This window comes from Flavobacterium sp. CAU 1735 (assembly GCF_039888695.1).
In the GTDB taxonomy this organism is placed as follows: Bacteria; Bacteroidota; Bacteroidia; order Flavobacteriales; family Flavobacteriaceae; genus Flavobacterium.
Genome location: NZ_JBDQQQ010000001.1, coordinates 1346387 through 1361646, shown reverse-complemented (window position 1 = coordinate 1361646; position 15260 = coordinate 1346387). Strand labels below are relative to the sequence as shown.

The 15260-nt window shown below is 40.9% G+C and carries 7 protein-coding genes; 2 read left to right on the top strand and 5 right to left on the bottom strand.

The annotated features are described in order from the left end of the window. Nucleotides 1-24: 24 nt before the first annotated feature. The 3 genes from AAFN64_RS06495 to AAFN64_RS06485 all read right to left on the bottom strand — a co-directional run bounded on the left by AAFN64_RS06495 (nucleotide 25) and on the right by AAFN64_RS06485 (nucleotide 5440). Nucleotides 25-1356, bottom strand: a complete 1332-nt coding sequence (locus AAFN64_RS06495) for a DUF389 domain-containing protein (RefSeq protein WP_347759750.1) — start codon at nucleotides 1354-1356, stop codon at nucleotides 25-27. Between the two features lie 49 nt (nucleotides 1357-1405). Further along, nucleotides 1406-2545: an agmatine deiminase family protein gene (locus AAFN64_RS06490; RefSeq protein WP_347759749.1), complete on the bottom strand. Its 1140-nt coding sequence runs from the start codon at nucleotides 2543-2545 to the stop codon at nucleotides 1406-1408. A 261-nt stretch (nucleotides 2546-2806) separates the two neighbouring features. Next, entirely contained in the window at nucleotides 2807-5440 is a 2634-nt protein-coding gene (locus AAFN64_RS06485; protein WP_300492129.1) for a valine--tRNA ligase, read from the bottom strand. Between the two features lie 237 nt (nucleotides 5441-5677). On the opposite strand from AAFN64_RS06485, the gene AAFN64_RS06480 reads away from it, so the two are divergent. Then, complete coding sequence (locus tag AAFN64_RS06480) at nucleotides 5678-6112, top strand: DUF1573 domain-containing protein (RefSeq protein WP_300492127.1); 435 nt, start codon at nucleotides 5678-5680, stop codon at nucleotides 6110-6112. 71 nt (nucleotides 6113-6183) lie between these two features. Here AAFN64_RS06480 and AAFN64_RS06475 read toward each other — a convergent pair whose 3' ends face one another. Next, nucleotides 6184-7512 carry a PDZ domain-containing protein gene (locus AAFN64_RS06475; protein WP_347759747.1) on the bottom strand — a complete coding sequence of 443 codons (1329 nt, stop codon included), beginning with the start codon at nucleotides 7510-7512 and terminating at the stop codon, nucleotides 6184-6186. A 124-nt stretch (nucleotides 7513-7636) separates the two neighbouring features. Between AAFN64_RS06475 and AAFN64_RS06470 the strand changes: the two genes are divergently transcribed. Then, complete coding sequence (locus AAFN64_RS06470) at nucleotides 7637-8830, top strand: pyridoxal phosphate-dependent aminotransferase (RefSeq protein WP_300492125.1); 1194 nt, start codon at nucleotides 7637-7639, stop codon at nucleotides 8828-8830. 178 nt (nucleotides 8831-9008) lie between these two features. On the opposite strand, the gene AAFN64_RS06465 is transcribed toward AAFN64_RS06470, so the two are convergent. After that, on the bottom strand, nucleotides 9009-15260 hold the full coding sequence (locus tag AAFN64_RS06465) for a T9SS type B sorting domain-containing protein (protein ID WP_347759745.1): 6252 nt from the start codon (nucleotides 15258-15260) through the stop codon (nucleotides 9009-9011).

Here is a 15260-nt window from a genome sequence, read left to right as displayed (position 1 = left end):
GAAAATACGAAAACAGCTAAAAGTTTAACGGGCCTTTTTAACAGGGGCTTCCATTTCAAAATAGACTCTCGATTTTTCGTTATTGACACGCGAACGGATCCATTCGGTTATTTTGTTCTTATCGTTTGGTTTTAGAGCGTTGGCAATTGCCGAAAAGGTTACGATTGCTGTTTTTTCCGGTAGCGTATCCCGATATATTTCCGTTTCCGAAAACGAACAGGCCGTGATTCCCGGATATAACGGTTTGATCTCAGCCAACAATTGTTTCCCTATCTGAACCCGGGCGTTAATACTATCCTGTTTGCGCTCGCCTTCTTTTAACAAAAGATGCATACGATTGAGTTCGCTTTGCAGACTTTCTACTTTGGACAGGCTTTTATCATTCGATTCACCAAAAGCCAACCCTTTTTGAATGTCGACACTGGAGCTGTCGATGCTAAAATCGAGTGCTTTGCTTAAAATATTCTTTTTGGCTTTATCTGTTAATGCATTTCCGGCATAAACCAGCGTAATTTTTCTTTTATTGGGATCGACCTCGTTTTTTAAAAGGTAATTCCCGTCATATACACTTACACTCTTAACAAAACGGTCGGCTTCGGTCGTAAATCTTTCGTTTATAACCAGGACATAACCAAAATAGATACTGGGTACTATCGTAATCAGAATTACGAACGATACCCAACGGTTTACTTTTTTCTTTTGCTCTTCGTTGACTAATGTACGGATGGGAAATTTCAATAATTGCGATACCAAAACCGACGAAAGCGCTATAAATACCGTATTGATCGTAAAAAGGTAAAAGGCACCGAAAAAATAATTCAGATTAAACGTTGCCAAACCATATCCGGCCGTACATAACGGTGGCATCAATGCTGTTGCAATAGCCACACCCGGAATCACATTTCCTTTTTGTTTGCTGCTCATTGCTACAATTCCGGCCAGACCACCAAAAAGAGCAATCAGTACATCGTAAATCGTCGGACTGGTTCGAGCCAACAATTCCGAATGCGCGGTGGAAACCGGACTGATCGTAAAATATAAGGTGGACGCGATTAAACTCGCAATAACGGCAAAGCCAAAGTTTTTGAAAGCTTTTTGGAATAACGGAAAGTTATAGGTTGCCAGACTATAGCCCATTCCGTTGATTGGCCCCATTAACGGCGAAATCAACATCGCACCGATAATCACGGCTGTCGAATTCATATTCAATCCGATCGAAGCAACAAAAATGGCAAAAACCAAAATCCAGAGGTTTGTTCCTTTAAAAATGACATCTTTTTCGATATTCTCGTGGATTTTATCGAAATCATCCACTTCTCTTTCCAGGTTTAGGTATTCCAGTATTCTTTTTATCATAAATGCTATTTTTATCGTTTACTTTATTTTACCATCACCGGAAGCCGTTTTAATCTGCCGGTTGTTGCTGTGTCACGCAATGTACCATTCCTCCGTTGGCGTATAAATTTCGTACATCTATCCCAACCACGGTTCTTGTTGGGTATAAGGTTTGAATAATCGCATTTGCAACCGCGTCATTCGCATCGTTATAATTGGGAACCAATATTTTATTATTGGCAATATAATAGTTGATATAGGATCCTTTATACCCCAAATCGGTTCCATCCGTTGTTTTGACGTTGTTTTGCGTTAAAGGCACTTTTAGAAAAGTATAGGCATTGCCATTTTTGTCTTTGGCACCGTAAAGTTTATTGATATCGCTTTGTTTGACGTCAAAATCCAGTAAATCAACCGTATCCATCGTCACTATGGTCGACGCGTTTCCAAATCGGGCAAACCCATCGATATGCTGATCCGTAAGTTCTAATCCTGCCTGTCCGTCAAGCCAGATAAAATGGGTTACACCGAGGTATTGTGAAAACAGTTGCTCCGCTTTCGCCTGTGTCATACCGGGATTTCGATTGTTGTTAAGGATCGCGCTTTTACACGCCATCAGGGTTCCTTTTCCATCAATTTCCACACTTCCACCTTCGTTGATCATTATTTCATTGATATTTACAACCGCTCTGTTTTGATCCTTCCCGATTTTAGAAGGAATACTGTTGCAATTAACAAACCTAATCGGATCACCCGATTCTTCGTCTGTCTTTTCGCCCCATCCGTTAAATCCCCAATCCTCAATAACTAAATTCCCGTTTTTATCGTGTACATAGATCGGACCGTTATCACGCACCCAAACATCATCGGTTTTATAAATTTTGAAATCTATATTTGTCAGAGGAACTCCGGCTTTAGTTAGAAGTCCGGTTATTCTGTTTTTTTCCGTTTCGTTATAGGCTATAATATGTACTTTCTCACTGGTTACCAATACCTGTGTCATCGCAACCCAGGTAGCATCCAGACTATTCCGGTAGGTAACACCATATTGATATTGATGCGGCCATTGCAGCCAGGTCCCTTCATGTCTTTCACTCTCCTCCGGCATCCTATACTGATTTTCCTTTTCTGAATAATTTTGCGCTTCGTTTTTACCGCAGGAACCGAAAAAAGTTATGCCTATCATAATTACAGCAACCATTTTTTTCATATTGAGTTATTTAAAATTTTACGGGAAATAAAAATGTCATACCATTACGATTCTATAACTCTTATAAAGATAGTAATTTAAAAAATATCACAAAACACTCCTCCTTAATCTCTAATTCTAACATGATGCTCCTGTAAAATTTATCCGGCACGTTGAATTTATAACATCCAACACCTGACAGGTTTTAAAAACCTGTCAGGTGTACCAATACAACAAAGGCTGCCTCGTTGGAAGCAGCCTTTGTTTATCTGTTGTATTCGTTTATTTTAAACTCATCAGACTTTGTTCGATCGTCTCAATTTTAGCGAGTGCGTCGGCCTCTTTCTGGCGTTCCATCGCTACAACTTTTTCCGGAGCCGATCCCACAAACTTCTCATTGGAAAGTTTTGCCTGAACCGATTTCAGGAATCCTTTGATATAATTCAATTCTTCCGTTAACTTGGCAATTTCTTCTTCCACATTGATATTCCCGGTAATCGGAATAAAGTATTCGTTGGATTTTACACGGTACGATAACGCTCCGTCTACTTTTTCCGAAACATATTCCAACACACTGATATTTCCTAATTTCTGAATTACCGTATCAAAGAAAGTCGTTGCTTTTTCGTTGTTGATCACTTTAAGTTCAATCGCATCCTTAAACGGAATGTTTTTGTCTTTACGAATCGTACGGATACCCGAAATTACTTCTGTTGCAAAATCAAACTCCTGAATTAAACTTTCACTATATTCTTTCGCTTTTGGCCATTCGGAAATGATCAATGCCTCTTTTTCCGTTCTTTCGGTTATATGTTGCCAGATCTCTTCGGTTAAGAACGGCATAAACGGATGCAATAGTTTTAGGTTTGCCTCCAACATTTCAATGGCTTTTTCGAAAGTCGTTTTATCGATTGGCTGTTGGTAACCCGGTTTAATCATTTCCAGGAACCACGAGCAGAAATCATCCCAAACCAGTTTGTAAATGGCCATAAGCGCATCCGAAATTCTGTATTTTTCGAAATGATCTTCGATCTCCACCAGAGTTTTCTGTAATTTGGCTTCGTACCACTCGATCGCAACTTTTGCCGATTCCGGTTGTACAGCACTATCACTTACTTCCCATCCTTTGATTAAACGGAAAGCATTCCATATTTTATTGGTAAAACCTTTCCCCTGATTACACAATTCTTTATCAAACAGGATATCGTTTCCGGCCGAAGCACTTAACAACAACCCTACCCGTACTCCATCGGCTCCGAATTCTTCGATCAAATCCAACGGATCCGGCGAGTTCCCAAGTGATTTTGACATTTTTCGGCGTTGACTATCCCGAACCAAACCGGTTAGGTATACATTCGTAAACGGTTTTTCTCCGGCATATTCATAACCGGCAATAATCATACGCGCCACCCAGAAAAACAGGATATCTGGTCCGGTTACCAAATCATTGGTTGGGTAATAATATTTGTATTCCGGGTTTTCAGGATCCATAATTCCTCCGAAAACAGATATTGGCCATAACCAGGAAGAGAACCAGGTATCCAGGGCATCTACATCCTGTTTTAGGTCACTTTCGGTCAGAATCTGGTTTCCAGTTTTTTGTTTTGCCAATGCTAAGGCTTCCGCTCTGTTTTCGGCTACTACAAAATCTTCTTTTCCATCACCATAATAATAGGCCGGAATTTGTTGTCCCCACCATAACTGACGGGAGATATTCCAATCGCGGATGTTTTCCATCCAGTGACGGTAGGTATTATTAAATCGGCTTGGATACAGTTTTACCTCTTCCGTTTCCAATACCGCTTTGATGGCCGGTTTTACCAGTTCTTCCATTTTCAGGAACCACTGATCGGATAATCTCGGTTCGATTACGGCTTTGGTTCTTTCGGAAGTTCCTACTTTGTTGATATGTGTTTCCACTTTTACCAAAGCACCCAATGTTTCCAGTTCTTTTGCGATTTCTTCGCGAACTACAAAACGGTCTTTTCCTTCATAATGCAATCCAAACGAGTTTAGCGTAGCATCTTCGTTAAAGATATCGATAATCTCCAGGTTGTGTTTTTCGCCCAGTTCCTTATCGTTTACATCGTGTGCCGGTGTTACTTTTAAACATCCGGTTCCGAATTCCATATCTACATAGTCATCAAAAATAATCGGGATCACACGGTTGCAGATCGGTACGATTACTTTTTTACCTTTCAGATGAAAATAGCGTTCGTCATCCGGGTGGATACAAATTGCCGTATCACCCAAAATCGTTTCCGGACGCGTGGTTGCAATGGTTACATATTCGTTACTATCTTCGATCTGATAACGCAAATGGTATAATTTACCCTGACGTTCTTCGTAGATAACCTCTTCGTCCGATAGCGTTGTTTTGGCTTCCGGATCCCAGTTTACCATACGATACCCTCTGTAAATCAACCCTTTGTTATACAGATCCACAAAAGTACGGATTACCGATGCCGACATATCCGGATCCATTGTAAATTTCGTACGTTCCCAATCGCAGGAAGCCCCCAGTTTTTTTAGCTGATCCAGGATTACACCACCGTATTTGTTGGTCCATTCCCAGGCATGCACTAAAAATTCTTCGCGGGTTAAATCGTTTTTATTGATCCCTTCCTCTTTTAATTTTGCTACAACTTTAGCCTCTGTTGCAATGGAAGCGTGATCGGTACCCGGAACCCAACAGGCGTTGAATCCTCTCAGACGGGCGCGACGAATCAGTACATCCTGAATGGTATTGTTCAGCATGTGCCCCATGTGCAGTACCCCGGTGACGTTTGGAGGAGGAATAACAATAGTATACGGCGTTCTGTGATCAGGTTCCGAGTGAAAATAATTGTTCTTCATCCAATAGTCGTACCATTTCTGTTCTACTGCTTTGGCGTCAAATTGAGCTGGAATTGTCATATTAATAATTTGATTTGTTTTTTGTTTAACATAGCTTACCCGAACTATAAATCACTTATTTTCAAAATGTTTCCTCAAAAAAGAACTCTTTTGCAGCGTTATAATTTGGTATACTTTTTGTAAACTATATCGCAAAAATAGTTATAACTGAGCAAATAAAAAAAGAGCGTTAAAATATTTGTTCGTTTAGCAAAACAATGTAATTTTACAATAACAATTAAAAAAACTAAGTTGAAAATGAAAAAATTATTAGGATTAGTTGCAGTATTAGCATTTAGTGTTGCTTCATATGCTCAAAAAGGACCAAAAATTGAATTTAAAGCAAAAGACAACACTATCGATTATGGTATAGTTACTAAAGAAGGAGATAACGGTATTCGTTCTTTCGAATTTAAAAACACCGGAGATGCTCCTCTAATTATTACTAATGTACAATCTACTTGCGGATGTACTGTACCTTCTAAACCTACGGAACCAATTATGCCTGGTAAAACCGGTAAAATTGATGTTAAGTACAACATGAACCCTGGTAAAATCAGCAAAACCATTACAGTAGAATCCAATGCGGTTAACTATGAAGGTGGAAAAGTAGCTTTACGAATTAAAGGAGAAGTAGTTGTGAAACAAGAGTCAGGCGTGCTTGAAAAACCAAAAGCAACACCGCAATCGTAACAACTTTACTTATTGATACAAAAGGGCCGTCATTTCGACAGCCCTTTTTTTTGTTTTGATCAATATTTAATTCAGAATAGCTTTCGGATCGTTACCTGGTATTCCCGGTTTTTTCCGTCGCGTTCTACTTCAATTCGAATTGTTTTATTGTCATCCACCTGCAACAACTCATTAATCCGTTGTTTGGAAAGGTTATAGGCATTTTTACGATCGATTCGGATAATTTTATCACCCGCTTTTAATCCGGCTTCCTCAGCTGGCGAACCTTTTCGGACACTTGCAATTTCAAAAACCGGCTTCAGCATAAATTTGTATTTAAAACTGGAATTATCAAATACAATATCATCAATATTGGTCGTACCTATTGGTATATTTTTACTAACATCGTTTTTAACCGATTCCTGTATCCATTGAACCCCATTATGTTGCACTTCGATACCGCTCATATTATACAAAAACGGATCGTCGAACATTTTGTTTTTCTTTAAAAAAATCTGTTTTCCGCTATAATCTACAATCAGATGGAAACGCTTTAAGATCTCCCCTCCCAACGAACCGTTCCGATCTTTGATGATGCTTAATTGCTTATATGAAGTCGTATCCGGATAGGAAACCAACGGTTCTTTAAACAGGAAATGAGCCGTTCTGATTTCCGATAAACGCGATTTTTTCCCGTAAATGGTTCCTCCGATTCCTTCGCCCAAAACATCCTCAAAGTACTTGTTATTACATTTGATCACATCGTCTTCAAACAGCCATAATCCATCGGTTAATCCGGTATCCATCAATAATTTTAGCGGTAATTCTTTACCGTCTAATTTTGCATTTACATTTACATATGGCCTGCCATTCACAATATCCAAAGGCATTGCCGTGTACTTTCGTATGCGTTTACTTTTTAACAGCTCGTCATTTTTATATAAGATGATTTTCTTTTTTATATAATTAATTTCCACCAGATGATTTCTAAAAAAAGAATATCCCAAAATTCCATTGACCGGGATTCCGATACGGGATGAGAAATTCAGCTTTTCGTCCAGAATCACCAGAATTTCAAAATTGGTATCGATATAATTGCTTACATTAAGTTTATTTTTTTGTGACAAAAGACCTTCGGCCACTTCTTCACTACCCAATCCGGAGATCCGTATTTTTTTAGTGTTATACAATTGTAAGGTATCGCTTTGCGGAAAGCTAAAAATCAACGATGGTTCCGAACCCGAATCCAATAACATATTCATTTTAGCGTTGTTAATCTCCACTTGAATTATGATCAAATTATCTACAAAAACAAATGGAATCTCGATCTTGTTTTTAGGGGAATGCCATTGAAAGCCTTCTTGAGCCAAAAGTTTGGCGGGATACGTGATGATTAGCAAAAGAAATACAAGTAACCGCATCACTAATTTTTTCTTAAATATAGCTATTTCCGTCGATATTTCCTATTAATATAAAATTTGAGGGCGGATTTTTTATCAATTTCTTAAAAAAAAGTCGCAAATTTGTGCATCAAAAATTACTATCATGCCTAAAGTTTCATTAAAAGGGCAACAGATGCCTGAATCGCCAATCCGAAAATTGGTTCCTTATGCAGAAATTGCGAAAAAGAAAGGTCATAAAGTTTACCATCTTAATATCGGTCAACCGGACATTAAAACGCCGGAAGTAGCTTTAAATGCTGTAAAAAATGCCGATATCACGGTGTTGGAATACAGCCATTCCGCCGGATTTGAAAGCTATCGTAACAAGCTTTCCAAATACTACCGCGAACACGGTCTTCCTATCGACACTGCCGATATTATTATCACTACCGGTGGATCGGAAGCACTTTTATTTGCAATGGGAAGCACCATGGATGCCGATGATGAGATCATCATCCCGGAGCCTTTTTATGCTAACTATAATGGTTTTTCAACGGCATCAGGTGTAAAAGTTGTACCGGTTATTTCGACTATCGAAACCGGGTTTGCGCTTCCACCAATCAGCGATTTTGAAAAACTAATCACACCTAAAACCAAAGCCATTTTGATTTGTAACCCTGGTAATCCAACCGGTTATTTATATTCGAAAGAAGAAATCATGCAATTGGCCGAATTGGTTAAAAAACACGATCTTTTCCTGATTGCCGACGAAGTGTACCGCGAGTTTACTTACGATGGTGACAAACATTATTCTGTAATGAATATCGAAGGTTTGGAAGAGCACGCTATTATGATTGATTCCGTTTCCAAACGTTATAGTATGTGTGGCGCGCGAATCGGATGTATCGTTTCTAAAAACAAAGCTGTAATGGCTACCGCTATGAAGTTTGCACAGGCTCGTTTGAGTCCGCCAACTTTTGCACAGATTGCCAGTGAAGCGGCACTTGAAACACCACAAAGTTATTTTGACGATGTGATCACCGAATATAAAGATCGTAGAGATACGCTAATCGCCGAATTAAATAAAATCGATGGTGTGACCGTTGCTTCTCCAAAAGGAGCTTTCTATTGTATTGTTAAACTACCGATTAAAAATGCCGATGATTTTGCACAATGGCTTTTGGAAAGTTACGATTTAAACGGAGAGACTGTTATGGTTGCTCCGGCTGCCGGCTTCTACTCGACTCCAAATGTTGGTCTTGATGAAGTGCGTATTGCTTATGTTTTGAAAAAAGAAGATCTGATTCAATCGGTTCGAATTTTAAAAGAAGCGTTACATACGTATAACAATAAGTAATACTACTTCTTATATACTACAAAAAAGCGATGCCAAGGCATCGCTTTTTTTATTTGCTTTAGCGGCTCTATTATGTTACACCTGACAGGTTTTAAAAACCTGTCAGGTGTTTCTCTCCTAACCCAAACAAAAAGGGCTGTCCGATTGGACAGCCCTTTTATTTGAGAATTAATTACAATTATCGTTTTAACGAGAAGTGAGCTTTAAACTCTTTAACATCTCCATTCTCGGTATAGGTCACTGTGAACCAGTAATCCGTCGATGGTAGCTGTTGACCGTTCATCGTTCCGTCCCATCCGGTTGATCGCGATGGTTTGATCTGTTTCAATAGTTTTCCGTATCGGTCAAATATATAAATTTTTGCGTTTGCATCGTTTTCTAAATCACCAATATTCCAGAAATCGTGATATCCGTCCCCATTTGGCGTAAAGTAATGCGGATAATTGATTGCCGTTACAGGAATGGTTACCGTAGCACAACCTTTGTTATCGTATACCGTTACCGTGTGCGATCCGGAGCTTACATTGGTAAATACCGGGCTTGTCTGGATATCACCTTCGTCTAATTGGTATACGTACTCTCCGATTCCAATCGCTTCTACTGTGATGGATTGGTTATCCGTGAACGCATTCGATACATAAGCCGTAACTTCTGCCGGTTCCGATTGTGTGATCACTACTGATGCCGGTAATGAAGGACATCCTGTTGCAATGCTGGTTGCAATTACCGAGAACGTTCCAGGGTGGTTTACTTCATACGTAGCTCCTGTTGCACCTGTAATCGGTTGTGGTACTCCCGCTGCATCATTCTCATACCATTGGAACGTGTGTGTTGTAGCATCCAATCCGCTGTTGATAATATGCGTACTTAATACCGTTCCTGTCTCCTGATCAATACATACAAATCCTGCATTTGGTGTCGGTTCCGGTAAACGGTGTACCGTGATGTTGAATCGTATTTCTGCAGGACATCCGTAAGTGCTGTAGGTGTTTTTAACTACTGCAATGATCTCGTGTGTCAGGTAATCCGTGATCGTATACGTTGCTGGTGTTGCAATCGGTGTTCCGTTGGCTAAGTCTGCATCCGAAGCATAGTAGCTTACGCTAAAGTTCGGATCCGCTGCCTGTACAGGACCTAAGATCGTAGCATCCAAATCATTTAAGTTAAACGTTTCCGTTCCATCGTTTAGGTCATCACATCTGTCGATATCCGCTACATCGGTAGCTTCCGATCCACGCTCTACAAATAATTGGAAGCTTGTGGTGTTGTAACATCCTGTTGCAGTGTTTACCACACGTACATAGATGGTTTCGCCGTTTACAGTACTTGGGTGACTGGTTGCCAATGGAGCATTTCCAGTATCCGCATCCGCCTGGTTAGCATGGTAGCTTACCGTGTAACCTGCAGGACCTTGTCCAGCTAATGCCTCAGGTGTTTTAGTACTTAAATCAAATACACCACTTCCTGTGAATGGAATCTGACACATATGGTAATCGGTTACCGGACCAGCGGCTGGTCGTGGGTTTACGATTAATGGCTGTTCTACTACTAATGAACAACGGTCACGGTTGTTGGCCGGTGCTGTTGTTACACGTACCCATACGCTGGTTAAGGCGTTTCCGTTGGCATCCATATTTTGCCAGTTGGTTGGTGTAGCAATCGCGTTGGTTCCTGCTAAAGCATCCGCCTGAGTTGGGTGGTATGTTAATACGTAGTTAGGTTCATTGTTTCGGATGTAGTTCGCGTTTTGCGTTACATCAAAGAACGTGATTCCATCTCCTGGATAATCATCATCACACTCTACAAGTGGTGCCGGGTCGAATTTCGGTTCCGGTAGTGGTGTAACACGGATCGTTAGGGTTACATAGCTGCTACATCCTGCACCGCTTACTACTTCTACTAATAAAGTTTGTACCGTTGCCGTGTTGTGGAACGCAGTTGGATCTGCGATCAACGTAGCCGGATTCGGTGGTAAGGCCGTGCTGCTGTAATAGTTAAAGGTATATCCTGTTGCTCCTCCTGTAATTTGCGCTTCACGGATCGTTAGGTCAAAGATTTGACGTTGATCGTTTGGTAAAGCATCATCACAAAGGGTGATTTCGTCCGGCTGTGTTAATTGTAGCGGACTGTTTACAATCAGTTTAAAGCTTCCGATGGTGTAACATCCTGTTGCTTTATGCGTTACACGTACCCAGATCGTTTGGCCGTTGGTTCCGATAAAGTTTCCATTGGATACGATAAATGGTGTACCATTCTGCGCATTGGTTTCTGAGATATAGTAGTTCACTACATAATCCGATGCAGGTCCGGTTTGAGCTGCAAGGATTGTGGCCGTGTGTACTGTTAAATCAAATGTGGTTTGGTTATCATGCGGATTCGAATCCGTATCACACTCATCAAGGTCTAATAGTGTTGGCATAATTGGTGCCGGTTGCACTAGTAAATTGAATGAGTATACGCTCTTACATCCCGTTACCGTATTGGTTGCCAATACCCATAGGGTTTGTGTCCAAGGGTTGATGTTTTGGTATGGCTGAACGGTGATTGGGAATAATCCGTTTTCTGCATTTTGTTGTGTTTCGTGGAAGCTTAATACTACGTTAGCTTCACCACTTAACATACCCGGAATTAAGGTTGTTAAGTCAAAATCTCCGATTCCGTCGTTGTTAGTTCCGTCACATGTAGTTACCGGTGTTGTTGGCATTACCAATACTGGTAGTGGCTCCACCCGTAAGTCCATTGCAGTTACCGCATAACATCTCGTTGTACTGTTGGTCACACGTACAAAGATGGTTTGTACTGTAGCAACTTCATTGGTGTATAACGTTGGTAATTCGGTTCCGGCTGTTCCGGCTTCTGCTAAAACTTGTGTCTTATAGAATTTAACTTCCAATCCGGTTGTGGTTCCGATGATTTCCGGAATCTTAGTCGATAGATCGAATTGTTCGTATAACGCCTGTCCGGTGTAATCACACAAGGTGTATGCCGGTACCGGGCTTGGTACGGTTGGTAGTGGATTTACGATTAGATCGAAAGATCCTACTGCGATACAGCCTGATGCGTTTTTCAACTGGTACCAGATTGTTTGCGGGTTCGAAGCATTCGTGTAGGCTGCCGCTCCTGTAATAGGGCTAGTTCCTGCTAATGCATCTGCTTCGGTGGTATAGTAGGTTACGTTTACTCCTGCCTGACCATTGATCGCTTCTGCGTCTTTGGTGGTAAGGTTGAAGATTTCAAATCCGTCACCAGGAGTACTGGTTTCACATAATTCGTAATCGGTGATATCCCCTACTACAATACGTGGTCTTTCATTAACAATTAAAGTTAAAGTACTGAAAGAAGCACATGCGTTTACTCCGGTGTTTACAACACGGATGTAAATAATTTGTGTATGCGGGTTGATGTTCGTGTATAACGGCATCGTAATCGGATAGTTTCCTAATTGAGCATCTTCCGGTGTTTCGTGGAAGGTTACCGTTAAGTTAGGGTCACCTCCGGTGATTTCTGCAATTTTAACGCTTAAGTCAAATGTTTCAATTCCGTCGTCGTAGTTGGAGTTACAAACTTCTAGTGGAGTCGGGTTGAAAATAGTTGGTGCTACTACTGTAGTTACCGTATGGCTCGCTGTTTGTGGTTGACTACAGTTTGGCGTACCGTTACTTTGTACGCTTACCAAAGTATACGTAACCGGTCCGGTTAATGCTGCTGTTGCAACTGTAGCGGTTCCGGCACTGTTTAAAGTAATGGTAAACTGAGTTGGATCGGTTCCAATAGTATAGGTTACCGTAGCATTTGGTGTTCCGTTGAATACGATGTTCGCAGTACTTCCCGAACATACCGAAGCAGGTCCTGTTACTGTCGCTACCGGTAGATCTTTAACTCCGATCGTTACCGATGTACTGATGTTTCGGGTACATACCAAAGGTCCTGCTGTACTTACACTAACCAGGCTATAAGTAGCCGGTGCGGTTAATACAGGAGTTGTAATTGTTGCCTGACCCGCTGCATCAAGGTTGATAGTCGTCTGAGTCGTTCCGTCACTATACGTAACAGTTCCGTTCGCTGGGCCTGTAAACGTTACTACAGCCGTGTCACCAGAACAAATTAATGCCGGTGCACTGATTGTCGCTGTTGGTAATGGGTTTACCGTAATTGTTGCACTACCGGTTAAGGTCTCAACACATGGAGAAGTACCCTGAGTGCTTACGCTTACTAAATTATACGTTGTAGTTGCTGTTAATGGTCCTACTGTAACACTTCCGTCTCCGGCAGTATCTAAAGTTACCGTTGCATTAGCGGTACCATTATTATAGGTAACAATTGTATTTGGTGTTCCGTTGAACGTTAATACCGCTGTATCACCAGAACAGATTGTTGTACTTCCTGAAATAGTAGCTGTTGGTTGTGCTGCAACCGTAACAGTTGCACTTCCGGTTACTGGCTGACTACATTGTGGTGTTGTACCATTTGTAATTACACTCACTAATGTATAGGTACTATTAACTGTTAATGGTGGCGTTGTTACCGATCCGTTTCCAGAGGCATTTAACGTAACGCTTCCTGCAGATCCGTCAACATCGTAGTTTACAGTTGCTCCCGGTGTACCGTTAAAGCTGATAACTGCCGTCTGGTTGGCACAGATTGTAGTAGTTCCACTAATAGTAGCTGTTGGTAATGGAAGAACCGTTACATCAGCCGATGTATTTAATGTTTTTGTACATGGCGTTGTTCCTGCCGATGTTACGCTCACTAATGTATAAGTAGTTGTAGCTGTTAAAACCGGTGTTGTAATAGTAGCCGATCCTGAAGCATCCAAAGTAATTGTCGTTGTAGTTCCTCCTACTGAATAATCTACAGATGCATTAGGTGTACCGGTCACAGTAAGAGTACCTGAAGTATTCTCACAGATGGTCGATCCGGTAATAGTTGCCGTTGGTTCAGCAATCACCTGAATATCCATAGTTGTAACACTTGAACATTGTGCCGGATCCGGTGTAAAAGTATACGTAGTCGTACCTACTGCACTCGTACTTACTGTTAGCGGACTCCATGAACCTGTAACTCCATCATTGGAAGTTGTAGGTAATGTTGGTGGTGGTGTATTTAAACAAAGTGGTCCAATCTGCGTAAATGCAGGAGGTGTTGATCCACCGCGAATCAATTCAAATTCTTTGATTTTATGACAATCCGAATTCGGATCATTCACCCTTACATATACGAAGTTATTTCCGGCAACCGGATTATAACACGTTGGATCATTAATCCAGTTAAATTCATTTTCGGCATCAGCCTGAGTCGGATAATAGGTCACCACATAATCTGCCGGGTTTAAGGTACCCAATACAACAGCATTATTATGTGTTAAATCCCAACAACTTGTGTCGTCCGGACATTTATTTAAATCATCTGGTTCGTTAATATCAAAATCACTAACGGTTACTGGTACATTATCCCGTACAATTGTTTTTGTTCCGTCACAAGCGGTATAAGTTGCTTCGGCTGTATAAAATGTATTAACAGTAGGACAAACAGTTACCGAAGTACTATTACTAATAGGTGCTCCCGTAGCATCCAACCATTGGAAAGTTACGTTAGACGGTCCTGACGGTGTAAAACGCCATGCCTCCGGAGTGGTAACGGTCCAGGTTCCTGTATTTCTACCAGGAGGTGTAAATCCTACAGTACCCGCAGCATTCTGGATACCTAAAACAACTCTTCCTCCATTAATAGGAGAAGAAACCGTAGGACTTGGATTTGGTCTTGCTTTTACATAAAACTCAATTGCATTTGTAGTTTCATATAATACGATCTGAAAAGTATTATCAACATGACTATCATTTCCGCTGCTATAATAAGGTACATTGGTAAAGTTAACAACAAGTGATCGACAAGGATACGTTCCTAACACTTGATAGTTAACAGTAATTTGTGGTTGGTTAGCAGGTCTCGTAAAACGCGGATCAATATCCTGATACAACATGATGGCATTACGATGCATTCCTGCTGACGTTGTTGGCAGCTGCGCGTTTGGTATCGCATAATCACAAAATGCCCCCCCTGTTTGCGGATTAAATGAAATAATTCCATTTGATCCGATATAACAAGTTGTGTAATTTACTCCGAAATAACAGAACTTGAAAGGAAGTGAAATGGCATTCGACCAAACGTCATCAGTGTTTACTGAAACACCTGTTCCGCCGGTAAACGGAAATGGTGGCGCATAAGGTACCGAGGCAACCGCATACGTATTGGTCCCTCCGGTTTGTAAAAATGTTGCTGTAAGATTCCTACAATCCCCCGGATTACAGATCGGAGAGACAGGATTACCATTCACATCTCCCCCGTGAACGTTCGCACAACCAGGCGCTTGCGCAAACATATTGACCGAGAAAATGCAAAATAATAACAATAACAGGTAATTATTTCTCAT

Excerpts from the sequence above, each read along its gene's own strand:
- AAFN64_RS06495 (WP_347759750.1), bottom strand. The coding sequence starts at position 1,356 with ATGATAAAAAGAATACTGGAATACCTAAACCTGGAAAGAGAAGTGGAT.
- AAFN64_RS06490 (WP_347759749.1), bottom strand. The coding sequence starts at position 2,545 with ATGAAAAAAATGGTTGCTGTAATTATGATAGGCATAACTTTTTTCGGT.
- AAFN64_RS06485 (WP_300492129.1), bottom strand. The coding sequence starts at position 5,440 with ATGACAATTCCAGCTCAATTTGACGCCAAAGCAGTAGAACAGAAATGG.
- AAFN64_RS06480 (WP_300492127.1), top strand. The coding sequence starts at position 5,678 with ATGAAAAAATTATTAGGATTAGTTGCAGTATTAGCATTTAGTGTTGCT.
- AAFN64_RS06475 (WP_347759747.1), bottom strand. The coding sequence starts at position 7,512 with ATGCGGTTACTTGTATTTCTTTTGCTAATCATCACGTATCCCGCCAAA.
- AAFN64_RS06470 (WP_300492125.1), top strand. The coding sequence starts at position 7,637 with ATGCCTAAAGTTTCATTAAAAGGGCAACAGATGCCTGAATCGCCAATC.
- AAFN64_RS06465 (WP_347759745.1), bottom strand. The coding sequence starts at position 15,260 with ATGAGAAATAATTACCTGTTATTGTTATTATTTTGCATTTTCTCGGTC.